This is a genomic window from Candidatus Pseudomonas auctus, from assembly GCF_048654275.1.
GTDB lineage: Bacteria > Pseudomonadota > Gammaproteobacteria > Pseudomonadales > Pseudomonadaceae > Aquipseudomonas > Aquipseudomonas pharyngis.
This window is the reverse complement of the sequence record NZ_JBJYZK010000003.1, coordinates 129,753-152,368: the sequence shown is the minus strand read 5'-3', so window position 1 is coordinate 152,368 and position 22,616 is coordinate 129,753. Positions and strand designations below refer to the sequence as shown.

The window sequence follows — 22,616 nt, the reverse complement described above, 5'->3', positions numbered from 1 at the left end:
TGATCCTCCGCCATCGCGGGCAAGCCCGCTCCCACAAGGTCATTTGTTTTCCTCAGGGTTGTGTTTCAACTCTCTTCGCGAGGTTTCACCGGATGAGAATCCTCGGCATCCTTTGCCTGCTCCTGACCCTCGGCGGTTGCAGTTCCTTGCTGTTCTACCCTGAACCGGGGCAGATCTTCACCCCGGAAAAGGCCAAGCTCGAATACCGCACCGTCACCCTGACCACCGCCGACGGCCTCAAGCTGAATGCCTGGTGGCTGCCGGCCAAACCCGGGGTTGAGGTCAAGGGCACGGTGCTGCACCTGCACGGCAACGGCGGCAATTTGCCGATGCACCTGGGCGGGAGCTGGTGGTTGCCGAAGAACGGCTATCAAGTGCTACTGGTGGACTATCGCGGTTACGGTTTGTCCGAGGGCGAACCGAGCCTGCCGGCGATCTATCAGGACATCGATGCCGCCTTCGCCTGGCTGGACAAGGCGCCTGAGGTCAAAGGCAAGCCGCTGGTGCTGCTGGGCCAGAGTCTCGGCGGGGCGATGGCGGTGCATTGGCTGGTGCAACATCCGCAAAGGCAAAAACAGCTCAAGGCCCTGGTACTCGACGGCGTGCCCGCCAGTTACCGCAGCGTCGGCCAATACGCCCTCAGCACCTCATGGCTGACCTGGCCGTTTCAGGTGCCGCTGTCGTGGCTGGTGCCGGACGGCGACAGTGCGATCAACGCCATGCCGCAGCTCAACGGCGTGCCGAAACTGATCTTCCACAGCCTCGACGATCCGCTGGTGCCCCTTTCCAACGGCATCCGTCTGTATCAAGCTGCGCCGCCACCGCGCGTGCTGCAGCTGACCCGGGGCGGGCATGTGCAGACCTTCGGCGACCCGGTCTGGCGTCAGGTGATGCTGCGCTACCTCGATGATCCCGAACACTTCAACGGCCTGCGCCGCCTCGGCGAGATCCCGAATTATCCAACACCCCCGAATTCTGAAGACGAACCACCAGAGAGTCCGCAATGAGTGAAGAACGTAACGCCATCCCGCTGATCATCACCGGCATCTGCAGCATCCTCGGCACCGTCGGCGCCCTGTGGTACTACGGCTACCTGCACTTCGCCAAACCCGAGGATGCGTTGCTGCTCAACGACTTCACCATGCTCAAGACCGTTCCCGGCGAAGACTACAAGGTCTCACTGACCCCGGCGCCGCAAGTGGCGCAATGCATCGATGGCGTGCTGGTGCTGTTCGACACCGAACAGAAAGGCCTGACCGGGGTGCTGGTCAACAGTCAGAAAAAGGCTGTGCGCTGCATGGGCCAGGAGACGCCGCAGAAGCTCGAAGAGTAAATCTGCGACGGACAAAAAAGCCCCGCCTGATCAAATCAGGCGGGGCTTTTCATTTACCGCTCAGCGAATCAGTGCGCAGTCGAGCTAACGGCCGAACGCGGCATCACTGGCTGGTTGTCGTTGGAAATGGTCACTTCCACGCGACGGTTCATCGCACGGCCCGAGACCGAGGTGTTATCCGCCACTGGGTATTCCTTGCCATAACCCTGTACGACGATACGCGAAGGGTCTACACCCATCTTGATCAGCGCAACCTGCACCGAAGTCGCGCGACGCTCGGACAGCGACTGGTTGTAGCTCGCGGTACCGGTGCTGTCGGTGTAGCCCTCGACGATCACTTTGCGATCAGGGTTTTCCTGGAGGAACTGCGCCAGTTTGTTGATGTTCACCAGACCGCTGGATTTCAGGTCGGCCTTGTTGGTGGCGAACAGCACGTCACCGAAAGTCACCAGCGTGCCGCGATCGGTCTGCTTGGCGTTGAGGCTGTCCTGCAGCTGTTTGATCTGCTGATCGCGGGCATCCAGACGGGCCTGGGCACGTTGGGCGGCGGCGTTCTTCAGGTTGTTTTCAGCGGTGCGCAGAGCGATGGTCTGCTTGGCCACTTCCACGCGCTGGTTGGTCAGATAAGCCAGTTGATCGACCTTGGCGGCGTCCTCTTTATCCAGATAAGCCTTGTCGGCCTTGTCCAGATAGTCGCTGGCGTCCTTGGTTTCCAGCGCTGCGACCTTGCTTGCCTGCGGGTTGGCCTGCAGGCCGGCGTAGTTGGTGCGTGCCTGTTCCAGGTTCGGGTTGGGCGGCGTGGAGCAGGCAGCCAGGGCAACGCTTGCAGCCAGGAGAGCGGGGATCATCAGTTGTTTACGCATAATCGTTCGTCCTTTATATCGATAAGAGTTTCAGCCTTGCGGTCGGGATGCGCGCTTACTGCACTGGGCGCTGACTTTCCTGACGCAGTTCCTGAACACCTTTCTGGGAGTCCTTCACAGCCAGTTCGGCCTTGGCTGCCTGAGCCTTGCGTTCGGCAACGCGGGCATCCCACTCGGCCTGCTCGGACAAGCGACGGGCTTCGTCATACTTCTTGTCGTGCATGGCGATTTCGGCTTGCTTCAGCTTGTCCTGAGCCTGCTTCATCTCCACTGCGGCGAACTCGGTACCGCCAGCGCTGACCGCGCTGTTGACTGCCGATTGAGTGACTGCGTATTGCTCGGTCGGTGGATTGCCGGCACAACCGGCCAGCACGAAGCTGGTGCCGATGGCCAGAGCAGCCAGTTTCAGACCGCGCAGGTGGGAGAACGAGGTTTGGGTCTTCATGGTCTTCAACTCCATTGGTTAACTCCTTGGAAGCTTCGAAATCCATCCTGGTCGAGGAGTGACAACCGTCGTGTGTCAGCGCGTTTTGAAACGCTCGTTCCAGGCGTGGTTACCTGTTCCGACCGAAGGCATTTTTCAAAAGTTCAGAAAAGATGGCCCATCGCCAAAAAAAATTTTGACCGAACGGACAGGGCTCTAAACCGGGAACTTTGGCGGTGGGCAGAGGTACGCGCGGGCGAGAAACGGCGAAAAAGCGGAGGGGGGACACAGTCCCTGTGGGAGCTGGCTTGCCAGCGATGAGGCCATCAAATACAGCACATGTGCTGCTAAACTGACGCCATCGAGGGCAAACCATTCCCACCGTTCTGAAGGGTCAGGAATCAGTGTTTCTGCTTCCCGGCAGCAGCCGACAAGTCATGTAGATGACGCCGCGACAACGCGAGAAAACGCGGGGTCGGGCCGACATCCTCATACAGCGGATCGCCTTCTTCGTCGGTGGCGACCACGGTCGAGCCTTTCACATACGGCAGGCTCGCTTCGAACTCCTCGAGGGCGGCGCCGATCAGCTCGCCGAGCAGTTCTTCGGCATGGCGTTTGGGGTACATCTCGGCAATCGCCGCCAGCCGTGCGGCGGCTTCCACGTCCAGATGAATCGTGTAGCCGGTATCGGTCAGGCGACCCTTGGCGGTTTCTTCCCAATGCTGGGCGAGTTCACGGATTTTCATAAAAACCTCATGTCGCACCTGCTCATGGCAGGTCTTGGTGAGTGTCCGGCGTCTGCCGGCGGCAAGCCGTTGTGCGGCTTACTGTTGAGACTAGCTTCAACCCTCAAGGTTTAAAGTCCCTTCGTCGTCTGCTTGTAAGAAGCGTCCCGGAGCGGCACTCTCTGTTCATCCACTCACTTGCGATCCGTCACCGATTACTGCTGGAGAGATGCTGATGACCGATATTGATGCACGCTTGCGCGAAGACGTTCACCTGCTCGGTGAGCTGTTGGGCAACACCATTCGTGACCAGTACGGCGAGGCGTTTCTCGACAAGATCGAGCAGATCCGCAAGGGCGCCAAGGCCGACCGGCGCGGCTCGATGGACGCCGAACTCAGCGCCAGCCTCAATCAATTGAGCGAAGACGAACTGCTGCCGGTGGCGCGCGCGTTCAACCAGTTTCTCAACCTGGCGAACATCGCCGAGCAGTACCAGCTCATTCATCGCCGGGAAGAGACCCAGGCCGCGCCGTTCGAGTCCCGCGTGCTGCCGGAACTGCTCGCCCGCCTGCGCAACGAAGGGCACAGCGCCGAATCCCTGGCCCGGCAACTGGCGCGGCTGGAAATCGAACTGGTGCTCACCGCGCACCCGACCGAAGTGGCCCGGCGCACGCTGATCCAGAAGTACGACGCGATTGCCGCGCAACTGGCAGCCCAAGATCATCGTGACTTGACCACGGCCGAACGCGAGCAGATCCACAACACCCTGCAACGTTTGATCGCCGAAGCCTGGCACACCGAAGAAATTCGCCGCACCCGGCCGACTCCGGTGGACGAGGCCAAGTGGGGTTTTGCAGTGATCGAACATTCGCTGTGGCAGGCGATTCCCCACCATATGCGCAAGGCCGATCAGGCGCTGTTCGCCGCCACTGGCCTGCGTTTGCCTTTGGAAGCTGCGCCGATCCGCTTCGCTTCGTGGATGGGCGGTGACCGCGACGGCAACCCGAACGTGACCGCTGCCGTGACCCGCGAAGTGCTGTTGCTGGCGCGCTGGATGGCGGCGGATCTCTACCTGCGCGACGTCGATCACCTGGCTGCCGAATTGTCGATGCAGCAGGCCAGCGATGCGCTCAAGGCCCGGGCCGGCGACAGCGCTGAGCCGTATCGGGCGGTGCTCAAGCAATTGCGTGAACGGCTGCGCGCCACGCGTAACTGGGCCCATGCCTCGCTGACTGCGACCACGCCGGCCCCGGCCGATGTGCTGCACAACAATCGCGACCTGCTCGATCCGCTGGAGCTGTGTTTCAACTCGCTGCACGAATGCGGCATGGGCGTGATCGCTGACGGGCCGTTGCTCGATTGCCTGCGTCGGGCCGTGACCTTCGGCCTGTTCCTGGTGCGCCTTGATGTGCGTCAGGATTCGTCCCGCCACAGCGCGGCCATGACCGAAATCACCGATTACCTCGGCCTCGGCAAGTACGAAGAGTGGGACGAAGAACAACGCATCAGCTTCCTGACCCGCGAACTGCAAAACCGTCGGCCGTTGCTGCCGGCGCATTTCAAACCCTCGGCCGACACCGCCGAAGTGCTCGCCACCTGCAAGGAAATCGCCGCCGCGCCGGGCGCTTCGCTGGGCTCCTACGTGATCTCCATGGCCGGTGCCGCTTCCGATGTGCTCGCGGTGCAGTTGCTGCTCAAGGAATCCGGCGTACTGCGGCCGATGCGCGTGGTGCCGCTGTTCGAAACCCTCGCCGACCTCGACAACGCCGGCCCGGTGATCGAACGCCTGTTGCTGCTGCCGGGTTACCGCGCGCGCCTGCAAGGCCCGCAGGAAGTGATGATCGGCTATTCCGACTCGGCCAAGGACGCAGGCACCACCGCGGCGGCCTGGGCGCAGTACCGGGCGCAGGAGCGGCTGGTGGAAATCTGCCGCGAGCAGCAAGTCGAACTGCTGCTGTTCCACGGTCGCGGTGGCACCGTGGGCCGGGGTGGCGGTCCGGCGCACGCGGCGATTCTGTCGCAGCCGCCGGGGTCGGTGGCCGGACGTTTCCGCACCACCGAGCAGGGGGAAATGATTCGATTCAAATTCGGCCTGCCGGACATCGCCGAGCAGAACCTCAATCTGTATCTGGCGGCGGTGCTCGAAGCGACCCTGTTGCCTCCGCCGCCACCGACTCCCGAATGGCGGCATCTGATGGACGAACTGGCCGCCGACGGCGTCGCTGCTTACCGTGCGGTGGTGCGGGAGAATCCGCAATTCGTTGAGTATTTCCGCCAGTCCACACCGGAGCAGGAGTTGGGCCGCTTGCCATTGGGCAGCCGTCCGGCCAAGCGCCGTGCTGGTGGCATCGAAAGCCTGCGGGCGATTCCGTGGATTTTCGGTTGGACCCAGACGCGCCTGATGCTGCCGGCCTGGCTCGGCTGGGAAACCGCACTGAACAATGCGCTGGAGCGCGGCGAAGGCGAGTTGCTGGGGCAGATGCGCGAGCAGTGGCCGTTCTTCCGCACCCGCATCGACATGCTGGAAATGGTGCTGGCCAAGGCCGACGCCGATATCGCGCTGTCCTACGACGAGCGTCTGGTGGAGCCGGAGTTGCTGCCGTTGGGTGCGCACTTACGCGACCTATTGTCGCAGGCCTGTTCCGTTGTCCTCGGCCTGACCGGTCAGTCGCAGCTACTGGCACATAGCCCAGACACCCTGGAATTCATCCGTCTGCGCAACACCTACCTCGACCCGCTGCATCTATTGCAGGCCGAGTTGCTGGCGCGTTCGCGGCAGCAGAATGTCGAGCAGGGCAGCCCGGTGGAACAGGCGTTGCTGGTGTCTGTGGCGGGGATTGCCGCCGGTTTGCGAAATACCGGCTAAGGTTTTCTGCGTGGGGCGGGGCACCCGGGGCGAACCTCGGGTGCCGTTTATTGACTGTAGGAAAAATGCGGTCAGGCGACAGTTAATGATGGGGTTGCGACTTGGGGAACCGCGTCGCAAGGTCGCGGCGGGCGCCGGTTTCTCCGACTTTTGGCGTCTTGTGTGGGCGCAGCCTGCTGTGTATCTTGATCAGCCTTTGGCCGTTTGGGCGGCCACGACCCGTTTTATGAGATTGGCCCCACGAGGCGAATCCGTTGTTTTTTATATAAAAAATTGAGGAGCACATCGATGCGCGTCATTCTGCTGGGAGCTCCCGGGGCCGGTAAAGGTACTCAGGCTAAGTTCATCACCGAGAAATTCGGCATTCCGCAAATCTCCACCGGCGACATGCTGCGTGCTGCGGTCAAGGCCGGCACCGAGCTGGGCATCAAGGCCAAGAGCATCATGGATGCCGGCGGCCTGGTGTCGGATGACCTGATCATCGCGCTGGTCAAGGACCGTATCGCTCAAGCCGATTGTGCCAAGGGTTTCCTGTTCGATGGCTTCCCGCGCACCATTCCTCAGGCTGAAGCGCTGGTGACTGCCGGTGTCGAGCTGGACGCCGTGGTCGAAATCGCCGTTGAAGACGAAGAAATCGTTCAGCGTATCGCCGGTCGTCGCGTTCACGAGGCCAGCGGCCGCGTTTACCACATCGTCTACAACCCGCCGAAACTGGCCGGCAAAGACGACATCACCGGCGAAGAGCTGGTACAGCGCAAGGACGACACCGAAGAAACCGTGCGTCATCGCCTGTCGGTCTACCATTCGCAGACCAAGCCGCTGGTGGAGTTCTACCAGAACCTGTCCGCCAAGAACGGTGGCAAGCCGAAGTACAGCCATATCCCTGGCGTCGGTTCGGTTGAAGCGATCACTGCCAAGGTGCTTGAAGCCCTGAGCTGAAAAACCTGATCCGCTGCATCATCCACGGCCCGCTTGCGGGCCGTAGTTGTTTATACTGGCGCACTTTTCCCCACCTGATTTACGGACACATCGATGAGCACCTTGCTGGCCCTGGACACCGCGACTGAAGCTTGCTCCGTTGCCTTGCTGCATGACGGCAAGGTCACGAGCCATTACGAGGTGATCCCGCGCCTGCACGCGCAGAAACTGCTGCCGATGATCCAGCAACTGCTGGCCGACGCCGGCACCACCCTGCAAGCGGTGGACGCCATCGCCTTCGGACGTGGCCCGGGCGCATTCACCGGTGTACGGATTGCCATTGGCGTGGTGCAAGGCCTGGCCTTTGCGCTGGATCGCCCGGTGTTGCCGGTGTCGAACCTGGCCGTGCTGGCGCAACGCGCTTATCGCGAGCACGGCGTGAGCCAGGTTGCGGCCGCCATCGATGCGCGGATGGATGAGGTGTATTGGGGCTGCTACCGCGAGACGGCCGGGGAGATGCGTCTGGTGGGCGCCGAGGCGGTGCTGCCGCCGGAAGTCGCCGCATTGCCGGACGATGCTTCGGGTGACTGGTTCGGTGCCGGCACGGGCTGGGGTTATGGCGAACGCATCGCTGTAAACCTGAGCGGATCCGATGCCGGCATGCTGCCCCATGCCGAAGACCTGCTGACCCTGGCGCGATTTGCCTGGGAGCGCGGTGAAGCGATTCCGGCAGACGATGCCCAGCCGGTTTACCTGCGCGACAAAGTGGCCACCCCCAAGGCTCGTTGATCTTCGAAATCAAGTTTTCCCAATCGCGAGCAGGCTCGCTCCCACATGAGTGTCGCAAATCATGTGGGAGCGAGCCTGCTCGCGATGCGCTCATCGGCAAACGCCAATCGTCCGTTTCTAACCCCGCGCTTTAAACCTTTTGCCTTTTATGTGTTCTAGTTATCACTCGGCGATTTGCTAAGTCGGTCAGGTGCCGCTAAATTGCCATCATCGATACCGAGCATGACTTTATGCGTATAGACGGCGTTTCCACTCATTCCTACCCCATCAAGCGCAAGCCTCGCAAAGGCAATCCGGCGCTGGATGAGTCCGTCGACGATATCGACGGCGAGCTGGAATTCCCGACCGAAGAGCAACTGGCTGCCCGTGCCGCCAAAGCCACCGCGCAACGCCTGAGCAATCTGCCCGCCCGCCAACAAGACATGATTTATCACCGTGCGATGAAGAAAAGCGTGGCCATGGCCCTGGCCAGCTACCTGAGCACCGCCGGTTTTGTCGATTGGGATGCAGACGTGCTGGGCCTCGATCTGTACATCTGATGGATTTGCCTTACTACCTCGGTTGCCCGTCCTGGAGCGAAAACGCCTGGCGCGAGTATCTGTATCCGGTAGACGCCAAGACCTCCGATTTCCTCGGACTCTATTCACAAGTGTTCAACGCCGTGGAAGGCAACACGACCTTCTACGCCAGCCCGTCGCCGGCCACCGTGCAGCGTTGGGCCGAGGTGATGCCGGAGCACTTTCGCTTCACCGCCAAGTTTCCCGGTGACATCAGCCACAGCGGCGACCTGCGCGATCAACTGACTGCCGCCGAAACCTTCCTCCAGTTGCTCAAGCCGCTCGGTGAGCGCGTCTCGCCAATGTGGCTGCAACTGTCGAAAAGCTTCACCCCGCACCGCTTGCCGGAGCTCGCCGCGTTCATCGATGCGCTGGATTGTCCGCTGGCGGTGGAAGTGCGCCACGAACAGTTCTTCGCCAAGGGTGAGAGTGAGCGACTGCTCAACCGGCTGCTGCTGGATCGCGGCGTGGAGCGCATCTGTCTCGATCCGCGCGCACTGTTCAGTTGCCTGTCGACCGAGTCGTCGGTGATCCACGCTCAATCGAAAAAGCCCCGCGTTCCGACGCGTCCGGCGGCGTTCACCCAGTTCCCGCAGGTGCGCTTCATCGGCCATCCGGAGCTTGAGGCCAACGACCCGTTCCTGGTGCCGTGGGTGGCGAAAATCGCCGAGTGGATCGAAGAGGGCCGCACGCCGTACATCTTCCTGCACACCGCCGACAACATTCTTGCGGCGAAGCTGGCGCAACGTTTTCACGCACAACTGATGCAACGTTTGCCTGGCCTGCGACCTTTGCCTGAGCTATACAGAGAACCCGCCGCTGAGCAACTTGGCCTGCTTTGAGGCGGATTTCTTTCCTGCCCAGGAGCCTGCCGATGGACGCCCAAGCCCGTCAACAACAAGCCCGTAAAGCCGAAGCCTTCAAAGCCCTGCACGAACGCCCCGGGATTTTCGTGATTCCCAATCCGTGGGATGCCGGCTCCGCGAAGATGCTCGCCAGTCTCGGCTATCAGGCGCTGGCGACCACCAGCGCCGGTTATGCGTTTTCCCAAGGCAAGCCCGATGGTGGTCTGAGTCTTGACGATACGCTGGCCAATGTCCGGGCGATTGTCGCGGCCACGGATTTGCCGGTGGCGGTGGATCTGGAAAACGGCTTCGCCGACGCCCCGGCCGAATCGGCACAAAGTCTGATCCGCGCAGCCGAGGCGGGCGCCGTGGGTGGCTCGATCGAAGATGCCACCGGCCGGGAAGACTCGCCGATCTACTGCTTCGAACACGCGGTGGCAAGGATCGAAGCCGCCGTCGCTGCCGTGCGCACCTTGTCGTTTCCCTTCACCCTGACCGCTCGAGCGGAAAACTACCTGCACGGCAATCCCGATCTCAACGACACCATCCGCCGCTTGCAGGCCTTTGCCGAAGCTGGCGCCGATGTGTTGTACGCGCCGGGCCTGCGCACCGCCGAAGAAGTCCTCGCGGTAGTGCGCGTAGTGGCGCCGAAACCGGTCAATGTGTTGATGTCCGGCGGCTTGAAACTGACCGTGCAGGAGCTGGAAGAAATGGGCGTGAAGCGGATCAGCACCGGCTCGGCGCTGGCACTGGCGGCATTGGGTGAGTTTTTCCGCGCGGCGGAAGAAATCCAGCAGTCCGGCACCTTCACTTTCACCTCTCGTTCGATGCCGTACGCCAAGGCCAATCAATTCTTCAAGGGATGAGCATGGGGCGCTGGCTGGTGTTGGCAGGGCTGCTGATCATTGGTGGCGGGCTGATCGGCGTCTGGCGCGGTTGGCTCGATGTGCCGCCGCAGTGGAACCCGTGGGCGCCGCTGGACGTGCAGGCGACGCCCAACTGGCTCACGGGTTACAAGTTGATGCGCCTGCGCAGCGATCCGGCCCTGTGCGCACAGGCGCTGGGCAGCTCTGGCCTGCGGGTTTCGCCACAGGCCGACAGTCCGGATGCCAAATGCCCGCTGATCGGCGCTTTGCGCGTGCAGGGCGGCGGTGTGGGGCTCAGCAGCAGCTTTCTCGCCAGCTGTCCGTTGGCCGTGGCGTTCGCGATGTTCGAGCGCCACACGTTGCAACCGGCGGCGCAGCAGGTCTACGGTCAATCCGTGGCGCGGGTCGATCATCTTGGCAGCTTTGCCTGCCGCAACGTCTACAACCGCGAGAGCGGCGCGCTCAGCCGCCACGCCAGCGCCGATGCCCTGGACATCGCCGGCTTCCGCCTGGCGGATGGTCGTGCGATCAGCGTGCTCAAGGACTGGCCGAAGCAAAACCGGGACGCGCAGTTTCTACGTCAGGTGCGCGATGGCGCCTGCGAGGTGTTCAGTGTGGTGTTGAGTCCGGATTACAACGCCGCCCATCGCAATCACTTTCATGTCGATGTCGGGCGCTGGAGCGTGTGTCGCTGAGGGATCAGGCGGCGATGCGCAGGTTCTGCTGAACGATCGGGCGCACCCAGCCGTTATCGAAGTCCAGGGCTTTCTGCTGCTCGACGATGGCTTCCGGCGGGAATGGCGGGTACGGCTGCAGCAGATCCAGGTCGAACTCGGCAATCGGCAGGTACAGCGGTTTCTTCTGCGGGGCAGGGCCCGGTTCCGGAATCGGCTGGCCGTTGTTGATCACAACCGGACGAACCCAGCTGCTGTCGAAATCCTGCTGCTTTTGCTGAGTCTTGATTTCTTCTGCCGGGAACGGAGGGTACGGCTCGGCCAGTGTCATGTCGATCTCGGCGATCGGCAGGAACAGCGGCTCCGGCGGACGCACCTCGGTTTCAACCACATCGCATTCGCGCTGGCTGACGATGTGCGCGTGCAGTTCGCTGCCGACAGTCGGTTCTTCAGGGCTTTGCAGATCGACCGGCGGGAACGTGCCGCAGGCCGGCACCACATCACTCGATTGCTCGGCCAGTGCCTGGGCAAAAAAATCCTGCCACAGGTGGCTGACGCCGCCCAATGCTTGAGTGTTATGACGGCTGAAATCGCCTGTGGGCGAAATGTAGCCAATCGATGTGGGAAGAATGCCTGACATTTTTTTCGGTTGACGCTCAGCTCTGGCAAAATGCGCGTTGATTGGGTTATCGGCGGTTTTTGCCGATCCTTAACTTTTTTGAGCGTGTTTTCCATGATTGAGCAACCCGCGGCCTGCCGCATCCATGTCGAGGCCCTCGGCCCGACGTTCGAAGCGCAGGCCGAGCAGTGGGCGCAGCGCCTGGATCTGCCGTTGCAGGTGGCTGACGGCGAGTTCGCCTTGCAGGTCGGCGAGCAGGGTTTGCAGCTGCAACAGCTGGGGCCGGATGCCCCGGGGCCGGTGCGGGTGGACTTTGTCGAGGGCGGTGCGGCCCATCGTCGGTTGTACGGCGGTGGCAGCGGGCAGATGATCGCCAAGGCGGTCGGCATCGCCCAAGGCGTGCGTCCACGGGTGCTGGATGCCACGGCAGGGCTGGGCAAGGATGCGTTCGTGCTGGCCAGTCTCGGTTGCGAGATGAGCCTGATCGAGCGCCAGCCATTGATCGGCGCGTTGCTGGAAGATGGTCTGGCCCGGGCGGCGGAAGACTTCGATGTGGCGCCGATCGTGGCGCGGATGAAGCTGCTCAAGGGCAACTCCATCGACGTGATGCGCAATTGGGAGGGCGAGCCGCCGCAGGTGATCTACCTCGACCCGATGTTCCCGCACCGTGAGAAAACCGCGCTGGTGAAAAAGGAAATGCGTCTGTTCCGCCCGTTGGTGGGCGATGATCCGGATGCCCCGGCGTTGCTGGAAGCGGCGCTGGCATTGGCCACGCACCGGGTGGTGGTCAAGCGACCGCGCAAGGCGCCGTGCATCGAAGGGCCGAAACCGAGCCATGCGCTGGATGGCAAATCCAGCCGCTATGACATCTACCCGAAGAAAGCGCTCAAGGCCTGAGCCGTCGCATAAGAAAATCCCACGCATGGCGTGGGATTTTTGTTTTCAGGGTCGAAAGGCCCGCATGAACAGCCCGACCACTTCCTGCACATGACTTTCCGCTGCCTCGCCGGTCAGCGGCTCACCGCAGCCGTACAACAGGCGGAAATTCCCGGCGCCCTTGATCAGGCAAAAGAAGTGCTCGGCGGCGTTGTGCGGGTTGTCGATGCTCAGCACGCCGGTTTCGTGAATCCGCCGCAGCAAACGTTCCATGCCTTGCACCATGCGCTGAGGACCGGCCTCGAAGAAGATCAGTGACAGGTTGGGATCCTGACTGCCCAAGGCCATGATCAGGCGATGCAGGTTCACCGATTCATCGCTGTTGATCAGGTGGTGAAAGCCTCGCGCAATGTTCAGCAACACATTTTCCACCGCGATGCCGTCCGGCAATTCGAAGAACAGCGGCGGCAATTGCTCCTCGCATTTGGCCACTACAGCGGCAGAGAACAGCGTCTCCTTGTCGTTGAAATGGCTGTAGACCGTCAGCTTCGACACCCCGGCCTCGGCGGCCACCGCGTCCATGCTGGTGTTGGCATAGCCATGACTCAGAAACAGGATTTTCGCCGCCTCGAGGATCGCCTGGCGCTTGGCCGGATCCTTCGGTCGGCCCGGGCCGTTTGGAGTGGAAAGATTGTTCGACATTCTTCGCTTTTAATACTGGACTGGTGAGTTTGCTATTAATAACATACCGGCCAGTATAATTATTCCAAGCCTCCTTAGCGAAAGGTCCTTCACCATGTTCCGCCATGCGTTGTCCTTTGCGGTGCCAGTCAGTCTGGCGTTTTTGTTGTCGGCATGTGGCAAGGAAGAGGTAACGCAAGTCAGCGTGCGACCGGCCATGGTGGTGCAGCCAGAGCCTTCGGCGCAGGCGATGGAAAGTTATCCGGGCGAGGTTCGCGCCCGCTACGAACCCGATCTGGCGTTCCGCATCGGCGGCAAAGTCAGCCGACGACTGGTCGAGGAAGGCCAGCGCGTGAAGGCCGATCAGCCACTCGCCGAGCTCGATCCGCAGGATGTACGCCTGCAACTGGAAGCCACCCGGGCCCAGGTTGCGGCCGCCGAAGCCAACCTGAACCTGGTGCGTGCCGAGCGTGACCGCTACAAGACCCTGATGGAACGGCAGATGGTCAGCCGCTCGGCCTACGACAATGCCGAAAATCTCTACCGCTCCGGCGAAGCCCGCCTGAAACAGATCAAAGCCGAATTCAACGTCTCGACCAATCAGGCCAGTTACGCCGTGCTGCGCGCGCCCCAGGATGGCGTGGTGGCCAAGCGTTCGGTGGAGGTCGGGCAGGTGGTCGCCGCCGGGCAGACCGTTTTCACTCTCGCCACTGACGGCGAACGGGAAGTGCTGATCAGCCTGCCGGAGCAGAGCTTCGGCCGCTTCAAGGTCGGCCAGCCGGTCTCTGTGGAGCTATGGACGCAACAGAACCAGCGCTTTGCCGGGCAGATCCGCGAGTTGTCGCCGGCGGCCGATCCGAAATCCCGCACCTTCGCCGCACGCATTTCATTCACCGCCGGCAAGGTCCCGGCAGAACTGGGCCAGAGCGCCCGGGTCTTCGTGCAGACCGCCGATGTCATCCCGCTGTCGGTGCCGCTCTCGGCACTGACTGCCGAAAACGGCGCGACCTACGTCTGGGTCGTCAGCGCCAACAACACCCTGAAAAAGACCCCGGTGCGCGTCGGCCCGTTCGGTGAGAAAACCGTGCCGGTGCTCGAAGGCCTGAACGCCAGCGACTGGGTGGTCGCCGCTGGCGTTCACGTATTGCTGGAAGGGCAGCAGGTGCGCCCGGTGGATCGCTCCAACCGCGTGGTCAATCTGGCGGACAAGGAGTAATCCCCGATGGGTTTCAATCTTTCCGCCTGGGCGCTGCGCAATCGCCAGATTGTACTGTTCCTGATGCTTTTGCTGGCGATTGTCGGTGCCTTGTCCTACACCAAGCTCGGCCAGAGCGAAGACCCGCCGTTCACCTTCAAGGCGATGGTCATCCAGACCCGCTGGCCCGGCGCAACGGCTCAGGAAGTCTCGCGCCAGGTTACCGAACGCATCGAAAAGAAACTGATGGAAACCGGCGAGTACGAGCGGATTGTTTCGTTCTCGCGCCCCGGTGAATCCCAGGTCACGTTCATTGCCCGCGACTCGATGCATTCGGTGGAGATTCCGGATCTCTGGTATCAGGTGCGCAAGAAAGTCAGCGACATTCGCCAGACCCTGCCGCCGGGCATTCAGGGGCCGTTTTTCAACGATGAGTTCGGCACCACCTTCGGCAATATCTATGCGCTGACCGGCGACGGTTTCGACTACGCGGTGCTCAAGGATTACGCCGACCGCATCCAGATCCAGCTGCAACGGGTCAAGGACGTGGGCAAGGTCGATCTGCTCGGTTTGCAGGACGAGAAGGTCTGGGTCGAATTGTCCAACGTCAAACTCGCCACCCTCGGCTTGCCGCTGGCAGCCGTGCAGCAGGCGCTGGAGGAACAGAACGCGGTGTCCACCGCAGGGTTTTTCGAAACCGGCAGCGAGCGCTTGCAGCTGCGGGTGTCGGGGAATTTTCAGACAGTCGACGAGATCAAGAACTTCCCGATCCGGGTCGGGGATCGTACGTTCCGCATCTCCGATGTTGCCGATGTGCGGCGCGGTTTCAACGATCCCCCGGCGCCGCGCATGCGCTTCATGGGCGAGGATGCGATCGGCCTGGCGGTGGCGATGAAGGACGGCGGCGACATTCTGGTGCTGGGCAAGGCCTTGGAAATCGAATTCGCCCGCATCCAGAAAAACCTGCCGGCCGGCATGCAATTGCGCAAGGTCTCCGATCAGCCCGCAGCTGTGAAAACCGGCGTCGGCGAGTTCGTCCAGGTGCTGGTCGAAGCGCTGGCCATCGTGTTGCTGGTGAGCTTCTTTTCCCTCGGCGTGCGCACCGGCATGGTGGTGGCGCTGACCATTCCGCTGGTGCTGGCGATGACGTTCGCCTGCATGTATTACCTCGGCATCGGCCTGCACAAGATTTCCCTCGGTGCGTTGGTACTGGCGCTGGGTTTGCTGGTGGACGACGCGATCATCGCCGTGGAAATGATGGCGATCAAAATGGAGCAGGGCTTTGACCGGATCAAAGCCGCCAGTTACGCCTGGACCAGCACCGCGTTCCCGATGCTCACCGGTACGCTGATCACCGCCGCCGGTTTCCTGCCAATTGCCACGGCGCAATCCGGCACCGGCGAATACACCCGCTCGATCTTCCAGGTGGTGACCATTGCTCTGCTCGCATCCTGGGTGGCGGCCGTGGTGTTCGTGCCGTATCTGGGAGAAAAACTCCTGCCGGATCTGGCGAAAATTCACGCGGCCAAACACGGTACGGCTGACGGCCAGACCGATCCCTACGGTACGCCTTTCTACCAACGGGTACGGCGTCTGGTGGAGTGGTGCGTACGTCGGCGCAAAACCGTGATCGTGCTCACCGTGCTGCTATTTGTTGCGTCGCTGGCGTTGTTCCGGTTCGTGCCGCAGCAGTTCTTTCCGGCTTCCGGGCGACTGGAGCTGATGGTCGATCTGAAGCTTGCCGAGGGCGCCTCGCTGGCCAATACCACGGCCGAAGTCAAACGGCTGGAAGCGATGCTCAAGGATCACGCTGGCATCGACAACTATGTCGCTTACGTCGGCACCGGTTCGCCACGTTTCTATCTGCCGCTGGATCAACAACTGCCGGCGGCGAGCTTCGCCCAGTTCGTCGTTCTGGCGAAAACCATCGAGGAGCGCGAAGCGCTGCGCACTTGGCTGATCGAGACGTTGAACGAGCAGTTCCCGGCCTTGCGCTCGCGGGTCACGCGCCTGGAAAACGGCCCGCCGGTCGGTTATCCGGTGCAATTCCGTGTCACCGGCGAGCACATCGAGGAAGTCCGTGCTTTGGCGCGCAAGGTGGCGGCCAAGGTGCGCGAGAACCCGCATGTGGTGAATGTGCATCTGGACTGGGAAGAGCCGAGCAAGGTCGTGTACCTGAACATTGATCAGGATCGCGCCCGGGCACTGGGTGTGAGCACGGCGAATCTGGCGAAATTCCTCCAGAGTTCGCTGACCGGCTCCAGCGTCAGCCAGTACCGCGAGGACAACGAACTGATCGAAATCCTCCTGCGCGGCACCGTGCACGAGCGCACCGAATTGTCGTTGCTGCCGAGTCTGGCGGTGCCGACCGACAACGGTCGCAGCGTCGCGCTGTCGCAGATTGCCACGCTGGAATATGGCTTCGAGGAAGGCATCATCTGGCACCGCAATCGTCTGCCGAACGTGACCGTGCGGGCGGACATCTATGGCAAGGAACAACCGGCAACGCTGGTGAAGCAGATCATGCCGACGCTTGATCCGATCCGCGCCGAATTGCCGGACGGCTATCTGCTGGATGTCGGCGGTACGGTGGAGGATTCGGAGCGTGGGCAGAAGTCGGTGAACGCCGGCGTGCCGATGTTCATTGTCGTGGTGCTGACGTTGCTGATGGTGCAGTTGCGCAGTTTTTCGCGCACGGCGATGGTGTTTCTGACGGCGCCGCTGGGGTTGATCGGAGTGACGCTGTTTCTGCTGGTGTTCCGTCAGCCGTTCGGGTTTGTGGCGATGCTCGGGACGATCGCGCTGTCGGGGATGATCATGCGTAACTCGGTGATTCTGGTGGATCAGATCGAGCAGGACATCGCCGCCGGGCTCAAACCGTGGCAGGCGATTATCGAGGCGACCGTGCGGCGGTTCCGGCCGATTGTGTTGACGGCGCTGGCGGCGGTGCTGGCGATGATTCCGCTTTCGCGCAGTGTGTTTTTTGGGCCGATGGCGGTGGCGATTATGGGGGGGTTAATTGTTGCTACTGCTCTGACGCTTTTGTTTTTGCCGGCGTTGTATGCGGCTTGGTTCAGGGTTCGCAAGGAGTCTTGATTTGGTTTGGTGAGCTTGGCGGCCTTCGGGCCGACCAGACTCTTGGGGTTTTGGGTGAATATCCGTTTCTGCGGGTGTTGCGACTGGCGGTTCCGCTCTTACAGCGGCTCACTTTTTCAAACGCCGGAATGCCGGCCCAGCAAAAAGTAAGCAAAAGGCTTGGCCCCGGCGTTCGGCCCCTCGCTGGGGCTTGGGGTTCCTTCGCTCCGGGATTCATCCGGGGGCATCGCCTCCGGTTTGCTTCGCTGCACCTCCTCTCGATGTGTTTGGCTTCGCCAAACGGTCGCTGCGCTCCCACCCCCGGATAAATCCCTCCACTCAGCCGGCCGAAGGGGCCGGCACGTCAAAAGCGGTACTCGAGCTAACGCTCATTGTGTTGAGTGGTGGAAAGCCAAAGCCAAAGCGGGAGGGAGGGGAATAGAGCGGTATGTGTTTTAAAACCCGAGTTCACCTCGGTATTTCACGTCGGCGTACCTCTCCCAAACAACTCGGTCAGTCCCCTCTCCCTCGGGAGAGGGCTAGGGTGAGGGGGCTTCTTGAGTCGTTCAACAAAGCTTCGGAGCACCAGAAAGCTCTTGAGCGTTTTCTTCAGTTTTGCGATCTCAACCTAAGCTTTGGATGAGTTCGCTCCACAAATCTGACCCCATGAAAAAGCCCGCTGAACCTGTAAAGATCAGCGGGCTTTTCATTGCACGAAAGAGTTAAAGCGTACCAAACACTTTTTTCGCCAGACTCGTCGCCGCAGCGGCCGGGTTGTTGCGGATGGTTTCTTCCTGTTTGCCGATCATTTCGAACAGGCCGTTGAGCGCTTGTTCGGTCACGTAGCTTTCGATGTTGGCGCTCTTCGCATCCACCACGCCGAAGGTTGCGGCCTGGCCGGCGAAGGCGTTGTATTTCTGGGCTACGCCGACCTTGTCGGTCGCCTGTTTGACGATCGGCAGGAATTTGGTGCGGATCTGTTCGCGGCTGGATTTGTCCAGGTATTGAGTAGCGGAGTCGTTGCCGCCGCTGAGGATGCCTTTGGCGTCTTCCACGCTCATTTTCTTCACGGCGTCGACGAGGATCGGCTGGGCCTGGGTGACGGCGGTTTCCGCGGCCTTGTTCATGGCGGTTTCCAGTTCTTCAACTTGAGCGCCCATGCCGAAGGCTTTCATCTTGCCGGCGACTTTCCCGAGTTTGCCCGGCAGTTCGATCTTCACGTCCGGGTTGTTGCTGAAACCGCCCGGCGTGCCGAGTTGTTTCACGGCCAGTTGCGCGCCCTGGGTCAGGGCATCCTTGAGGCCACCGGTGGCGTCGCCTTGCGACAGGTCGCTGAGGGACAGGGCCAGTGCGTTGGCGGAGATCATCAGGCCCGCGCACAGGCCGGCGAAGCGAAGGGTAGGACGGAGCATGAAAGCTTCCTTGTTTGAAAAGGGCGTTAACGGGCCGAGTCGACGCGGATCTTCAGTGGCTGCGGATCCTTGCCATCAAGCTGCACGGCATGGTTTTCGGTGGTGATGAACATCAGCTCGCCGTTGACTTCAATGCGCGCGCTGACCGAGTAGCGGTGGCCGGGTTTGACCTGGGCCGGATCGTAGCTCAAGTGGAACGGCAGCGGCACCTGGCCTTTGACCGGGCCTTTCTGTTCGTCGAGTACCACGGCTGGAGCGTCGGCCAGCGAAACGTCCTGCAGGCTCACGCTCAAGGTCGCACTGGGCGGCAGGGCGATGCGTTGCAGGTAGAACACTTCGCCGTCGAGGCTGACCTTGCCGGCCGGAGCGGTCGACTGGCAGGCGCTGAGCAACGTGGCGGCGGCAAGAAGGGAAAGTTTTTTCATCGGAGATCTCCGTATCGACGGCGCCAGAAGAAGCCTGGCGCCTGTAGGAATTTAGTCGCTTTGCACAGGGGCGGCGGGCTGATCGGCCGCATCTTCACTGCGGTGCAGTGCCACCTGACGGATCGACAAGCGAATCTCCGCCGGCAACACCCGTTTGGCCGCGCCTTCGGCCAGTTCGCCGAGCAGTTCGTGGTAGCTCAACTTGCCGGCTTCGTCGCGGCGCAGCACGTCGAGGTCGAGCATTGTCTGGATGAAGTGGCGGAACAGGCTCTTGTCGAAGAACTCCGGTGCGTTCAGGCCATGCAGGATCGACAGGCGCTGGGCCATGACCGTGCACAGGTCTTCCAGTTCTTCGGCGCTGATGCTTTTCTGGCCGCTGTTGAGCAGCAGGGAAACCGTCATGTAGAAGCGTTGCAAGGTTTGGGCGATGCTCTTCGACAGCAGGGTCAGCAGCACGAAATGCCGCGAGCTCGGTGCCGGGCGCAGGTACACGTCTTTCTCGAAACGCAGCAGGCCCTGTTCGACGAACGCTTCCAGCCACTGATCGATCACCGCGTCCAGTTCGTCCAGGGTCCAGCGGATGAACAGCTCCGATTGCAGGTACGGATACAGCGCGCGGGTGTAGCGCAGGATCTGTTCGCGGCTCATGCGCGAGGTGCTCTGGAAGAAGCTCGCCAGCAGCGCCGGCAGGGCGAAGATGTGCAGCACGTTGTTGCGGTAATAGGTCATCAGGACGGCGTTCTGCTCGTCCAGATAAAGGATCTTGCCCAGCGCATCGTTCTGCTCGGACAGCAGATCCATGTCCTTCACGTGCTCGATCAGCGCGCGGCCATCGCCTTCCGGCAAGGTGGTGTGCGGTGAGTATGGCACCTTGCGCAGCAGCGCCAGATACAGATCCAGCACCCGCGCCATGGCCCGATCATCCAGCGCCAGGCGGGTGGTCGACAGCAGCGCCAGCGCCACCAGGTTGACCGGGTTGATCGCCGCCGCTTCGTTCAGGTGCTGCGCGACTTTTTCGCCGAGGCGATTGGTGGTTTCGTTGAGCCACGCCGGCTTGTACTGCGGGCCGAGTTCCTGCTGGCGCCAGTCGGGCTGTTCGCTGTCGAGGAATTCCGCCAGTTTGATCGGCTCGCCAAAGTTCACCGCCACTTGGCCGAAGCGCTGCTTTAGCGCGCCGATGACTTTGAAGATGTCGAAGATCGATTCTTTCTTCTTGCTCGCGCCACGCAGCTCGCCGAGGTAGGTGCGGCCTTCGAGCACGCGCTCATAACCGATGTACACCGGCACAAACACGATCGGCATCCGCGACGAACGCAGGAAGCTGCGCATGGTGATTGCGAGCATCCCGGTTTTCGGTTGCAGCATGCGCCCGGTACGCGAGCGACCGCCCTCGACGAAGTACTCGACCGGGAAACCTTTGGTGAACAGGGTGTGCAGGTATTCGTTGAACACCGAGGTGTACAGTGGATTGCCCTTGAACGTGCGGCGCATGAAGAACGCGCCGCCACGGCGCAGCAGGCTGCCGATCACCGGCATGTTGAGGTTGATCCCGGCGGCGATGTGCGGCGGGGTCAGGCCATTGCGGAACAGCAAGTACGACAGCAGCAGATAGTCGATGTGGCTGCGGTGGCACGGCACGTAGATCACTTCGTGACCCTGGGCGACCTTCTGCACGCCTTCAATGTGGTTGACCTTGATCCCGTCGTAGATCTTGTTCCAGAACCAGCTCAGCACCACTTCCAGAAAACGGATCGCGGTGTAGGTGTAGTCCGAGGCGATCTCGTTACCGTAGCGCAGGGCCTGGGCCTTGGCTTTTTCCGGGGAGATGTTTTCGCGCTCGGCTTCGTCGAGGATCGCTTGCTTGACCAGCGGCTGGTTGAGCAGGCCTTTGACCAGGTTGCGGCGGTGGGAAATGTCCGGACCGATCACTGCAGCCTTGAGGTTGCGGAAGTGCACCCGCAGGATCCGCTGGGCCATGCGCACCGTGCGCTCGTGGCCCTTGTTGTGTTCGATCAGTTCGCGCAGGTGGATCGGTGCGGAGAATTGCACGCGGGTCTTGCGCCCCAGAATCATGATGCTCAGCAGGCGACGCAGACGCCCGGTGACGGCCCAGCTGTCGGCGAACAGCAGTTTCCACGGACTGTTTTCGCTGTCCGGCGACTGGCCCCAGAACACGCTGACCGGAATGATCTGCGCGTCTTCGGCAGCGTTCTGGCTGAGGGCGCTGACCAGTCGGGTCAGGGTCGGCGGTGCACCGCGCTTGTCCTGGCGACCGAGCCAGTCCGGGTCTGGCGTCAGGTAGAAAAACGCCGCCGGTTCGATCAGCGAACCCACGGACACCGGCAGCACCGGGCGCGGCAGGCCGGCCTTGGTGCACTCGGTGTCGACCACCGCCAGATCAGTCAGCGATGGATTTTGCAGAACGTAGAACACCGGACGACTGCGGTCGAGGTTGAGGGTGAACGACGACTGGTTGATCGTCTCGGAGCGAACCCAGAGATACAACAGTCGGCGCAAGGTGCCAAACACAAGACGGCGGAACGGGGAACGGGTCATACGGCTTCTGCGTGAGTGGATAAACCGAGCGTTTGCTCGGGCGGTCGACAGTTTGCCGTATTGGGCGAAAATCGGCAAAAAAGCGGCGAAGTAATCTCCTGTTGAGAGTTTTGCCGCCTGTCATATACTCGGCGATCTGTCGCCGGGGCCCTTTTATGGACGTCGGACGCAGGCTGACGTTCCTCAAAGGCTTTCCTGCGAAAAGCCTGTTCAATAATAAAAAAGGAGTATGAACAGATGGCAACACGTGAAACCGGCAACGTGAAGTGGTTCAACGACGCCAAGGGCTACGGCTTCATTCAGCGCGAAGACGGGGTGGACGTGTTCGTGCACTATCGCGCGATCCGCGGCGAAGGCCATCGTTCGCTGACCGAGGGTCAGCAGGTTGAATACGCGGTGGTGGAAGGGCAGAAGGGGTTGCAGGCTGAAGACGTGGTCGGGTTGTAAACCGCACTCTTCGGATCCCCGAAAAAACACTGTGGGAGCGGGCAAGTCGAAGCGTCGAACCGCCGCTCCCACAGGTTTTGTGTACGGCTTTGTTATGCAGTTTTCCAGGTGATTTCTTCTTCACCATCGACGCTGATCCGAATCCAGCGATCCGCCGTCTCTTCACCTTCATCCTCGACCCACGTCCCCGGCGCGCAGCGCACTTCGACGTTCAGCGCGGCAAAGGCTGCCCGGGCGCAGGCGATGTCGTCGTCCCAAGGGGTCGCATCGCTTTCCAGGTACAGGCTGTTCCACTTGCCCACGGCTTTCGGCAGCCAGGTCACCGGGATGTTGCCGGCCTTGCACTTGTACGTCTGACCTTTCTGTACCCAGTCGCTGCACGGGCCGAGGGCGGCGCCCAGCCAGGCGGAAATGGCCTTGTGGTCGACGTCGGCGTCTTTCAGGTAAATCTCGATGTCCGGTTGGCGCAT

The 22,616-nt window shown here is 61.6% G+C and carries 22 protein-coding genes; 13 read left to right on the top strand and 9 right to left on the bottom strand.

All coding sequences use genetic code 11. From position 1 onward, the window contains the following. The first annotated feature begins 92 nt into the window (after window positions 1-92). The gene (locus tag ACKUG4_RS07145; protein ID WP_007954702.1) at window positions 93-1,007 is read left to right on the top strand and encodes an alpha/beta hydrolase; all 915 of its coding nucleotides are present in this window, start codon (window positions 93-95) and stop codon (window positions 1,005-1,007) included. Further along, entirely contained in the window at window positions 1,004-1,333 is a 330-nt protein-coding gene (locus ACKUG4_RS07140; RefSeq protein WP_011332651.1) for a PA3694 family proteiin, read from the top strand. Before ACKUG4_RS07145 ends, ACKUG4_RS07140 begins: the two co-directional genes overlap by 4 nt. A gap of 68 nt (window positions 1,334-1,401) precedes the next feature. On the opposite strand, the gene lptF is transcribed toward ACKUG4_RS07140, so the two are convergent. The 3 genes from lptF to ACKUG4_RS07125 all read right to left on the bottom strand — a co-directional run bounded on the left by lptF (window position 1,402) and on the right by ACKUG4_RS07125 (window position 3,366). After that, the gene (lptF, locus tag ACKUG4_RS07135; protein ID WP_039769619.1) at window positions 1,402-2,196 is read right to left on the bottom strand and encodes a lipotoxin F family OmpA-related lipoprotein LptF; all 795 of its coding nucleotides are present in this window, start codon (window positions 2,194-2,196) and stop codon (window positions 1,402-1,404) included. A 55-nt stretch (window positions 2,197-2,251) separates the two neighbouring features. Beyond that, complete coding sequence (locus ACKUG4_RS07130; protein WP_011332653.1) at window positions 2,252-2,656, bottom strand: DUF4398 domain-containing protein; 405 nt, start codon at window positions 2,654-2,656, stop codon at window positions 2,252-2,254. Window positions 2,657-3,021: 365 nt separating this feature from the next. Continuing rightward, window positions 3,022-3,366, bottom strand: a complete 345-nt coding sequence (locus ACKUG4_RS07125; RefSeq protein ID WP_011332654.1) for a hypothetical protein — start codon at window positions 3,364-3,366, stop codon at window positions 3,022-3,024. 214 nt (window positions 3,367-3,580) lie between these two features. On the opposite strand from ACKUG4_RS07125, the gene ppc reads away from it, so the two are divergent. The 7 genes from ppc to ACKUG4_RS07090 all read left to right on the top strand — a co-directional run bounded on the left by ppc (window position 3,581) and on the right by ACKUG4_RS07090 (window position 10,881). Beyond that, window positions 3,581-6,211 (top strand): phosphoenolpyruvate carboxylase, encoded by a 2,631-nt coding sequence (gene ppc, locus ACKUG4_RS07120; RefSeq protein ID WP_445433719.1) that lies wholly within the window; start codon window positions 3,581-3,583, stop codon window positions 6,209-6,211. Window positions 6,212-6,499: 288 nt separating this feature from the next. Further along, window positions 6,500-7,150: an adenylate kinase gene (adk, locus tag ACKUG4_RS07115; RefSeq protein WP_064593717.1), complete on the top strand. Its 651-nt coding sequence runs from the start codon at window positions 6,500-6,502 to the stop codon at window positions 7,148-7,150. A 93-nt stretch (window positions 7,151-7,243) separates the two neighbouring features. Next, window positions 7,244-7,918, top strand: a complete 675-nt coding sequence (gene tsaB, locus ACKUG4_RS07110; protein ID WP_007954718.1) for a tRNA (adenosine(37)-N6)-threonylcarbamoyltransferase complex dimerization subunit type 1 TsaB — start codon at window positions 7,244-7,246, stop codon at window positions 7,916-7,918. A 230-nt stretch (window positions 7,919-8,148) separates the two neighbouring features. Further along, entirely contained in the window at window positions 8,149-8,457 is a 309-nt protein-coding gene (locus ACKUG4_RS07105) for a hypothetical protein (RefSeq protein ID WP_007954720.1), read from the top strand. Continuing rightward, window positions 8,457-9,317: a DUF72 domain-containing protein gene (locus ACKUG4_RS07100; RefSeq protein WP_039769627.1), complete on the top strand. Its 861-nt coding sequence runs from the start codon at window positions 8,457-8,459 to the stop codon at window positions 9,315-9,317. The genes ACKUG4_RS07105 and ACKUG4_RS07100 overlap by 1 nt, the downstream gene beginning before the upstream one ends. 32 nt (window positions 9,318-9,349) lie before the next feature. Continuing rightward, entirely contained in the window at window positions 9,350-10,186 is an 837-nt protein-coding gene (locus ACKUG4_RS07095) for an isocitrate lyase/PEP mutase family protein (RefSeq protein WP_445433718.1), read from the top strand. A 2-nt stretch (window positions 10,187-10,188) separates the two neighbouring features. Then, window positions 10,189-10,881: an extensin-like domain-containing protein gene (locus ACKUG4_RS07090; protein WP_445433717.1), complete on the top strand. Its 693-nt coding sequence runs from the start codon at window positions 10,189-10,191 to the stop codon at window positions 10,879-10,881. A 4-nt stretch (window positions 10,882-10,885) separates the two neighbouring features. Here the strand turns inward: ACKUG4_RS07090 and ACKUG4_RS07085 are convergent, their stop codons facing one another. After that, window positions 10,886-11,500: an energy transducer TonB gene (locus ACKUG4_RS07085; RefSeq protein WP_445433716.1), complete on the bottom strand. Its 615-nt coding sequence runs from the start codon at window positions 11,498-11,500 to the stop codon at window positions 10,886-10,888. Window positions 11,501-11,593: 93 nt separating this feature from the next. On the opposite strand from ACKUG4_RS07085, the gene ACKUG4_RS07080 reads away from it, so the two are divergent. After that, window positions 11,594-12,376 carry a class I SAM-dependent methyltransferase gene (locus ACKUG4_RS07080; protein ID WP_445433715.1) on the top strand — a complete coding sequence of 261 codons (783 nt, stop codon included), beginning with the start codon at window positions 11,594-11,596 and terminating at the stop codon, window positions 12,374-12,376. A gap of 45 nt (window positions 12,377-12,421) precedes the next feature. On the opposite strand, the gene ACKUG4_RS07075 is transcribed toward ACKUG4_RS07080, so the two are convergent. Beyond that, window positions 12,422-13,057, bottom strand: coding sequence for a TetR/AcrR family transcriptional regulator (locus tag ACKUG4_RS07075; RefSeq protein WP_085612275.1), 636 nt, complete (start codon window positions 13,055-13,057; stop codon window positions 12,422-12,424). 94 nt (window positions 13,058-13,151) lie between these two features. On the opposite strand from ACKUG4_RS07075, the gene ACKUG4_RS07070 reads away from it, so the two are divergent. Together ACKUG4_RS07070 and ACKUG4_RS07065 are read left to right on the top strand one after the other, a co-directional pair. Further along, window positions 13,152-14,252 (top strand): efflux RND transporter periplasmic adaptor subunit, encoded by a 1,101-nt coding sequence (locus ACKUG4_RS07070; RefSeq protein ID WP_064593735.1) that lies wholly within the window; start codon window positions 13,152-13,154, stop codon window positions 14,250-14,252. Window positions 14,253-14,258: 6 nt separating this feature from the next. Continuing rightward, window positions 14,259-17,327 (top strand): efflux RND transporter permease subunit, encoded by a 3,069-nt coding sequence (locus ACKUG4_RS07065; protein WP_445433714.1) that lies wholly within the window; start codon window positions 14,259-14,261, stop codon window positions 17,325-17,327. 701 nt (window positions 17,328-18,028) lie between these two features. On the opposite strand, the gene ACKUG4_RS07060 is transcribed toward ACKUG4_RS07065, so the two are convergent. Genes ACKUG4_RS07060 through plsB form a run of 3 tightly spaced genes read right to left on the bottom strand, consistent with a single transcriptional unit; the run spans window position 18,029 to window position 21,699 of the window. After that, window positions 18,029-18,718 carry a DUF4197 domain-containing protein gene (locus tag ACKUG4_RS07060; RefSeq protein WP_445433713.1) on the bottom strand — a complete coding sequence of 230 codons (690 nt, stop codon included), beginning with the start codon at window positions 18,716-18,718 and terminating at the stop codon, window positions 18,029-18,031. Between the two features lie 26 nt (window positions 18,719-18,744). After that, window positions 18,745-19,143: a YbaY family lipoprotein gene (locus tag ACKUG4_RS07055; protein ID WP_262158530.1), complete on the bottom strand. Its 399-nt coding sequence runs from the start codon at window positions 19,141-19,143 to the stop codon at window positions 18,745-18,747. 51 nt (window positions 19,144-19,194) lie between these two features. Further along, on the bottom strand, window positions 19,195-21,699 hold the full coding sequence (gene plsB / locus ACKUG4_RS07050) for a glycerol-3-phosphate 1-O-acyltransferase PlsB (protein ID WP_445433712.1): 2,505 nt from the start codon (window positions 21,697-21,699) through the stop codon (window positions 19,195-19,197). A 237-nt stretch (window positions 21,700-21,936) separates the two neighbouring features. Here plsB and ACKUG4_RS07045 point away from each other — a divergent pair, with 237 nt between their 5' ends. Further along, window positions 21,937-22,146: a cold shock domain-containing protein gene (locus tag ACKUG4_RS07045; RefSeq protein ID WP_007954750.1), complete on the top strand. Its 210-nt coding sequence runs from the start codon at window positions 21,937-21,939 to the stop codon at window positions 22,144-22,146. Between the two features lie 92 nt (window positions 22,147-22,238). Here the strand turns inward: ACKUG4_RS07045 and ACKUG4_RS07040 are convergent, their stop codons facing one another. Further along, window positions 22,239-22,616, bottom strand: a complete 378-nt coding sequence (locus ACKUG4_RS07040) for a hypothetical protein (protein ID WP_236190270.1) — start codon at window positions 22,614-22,616, stop codon at window positions 22,239-22,241.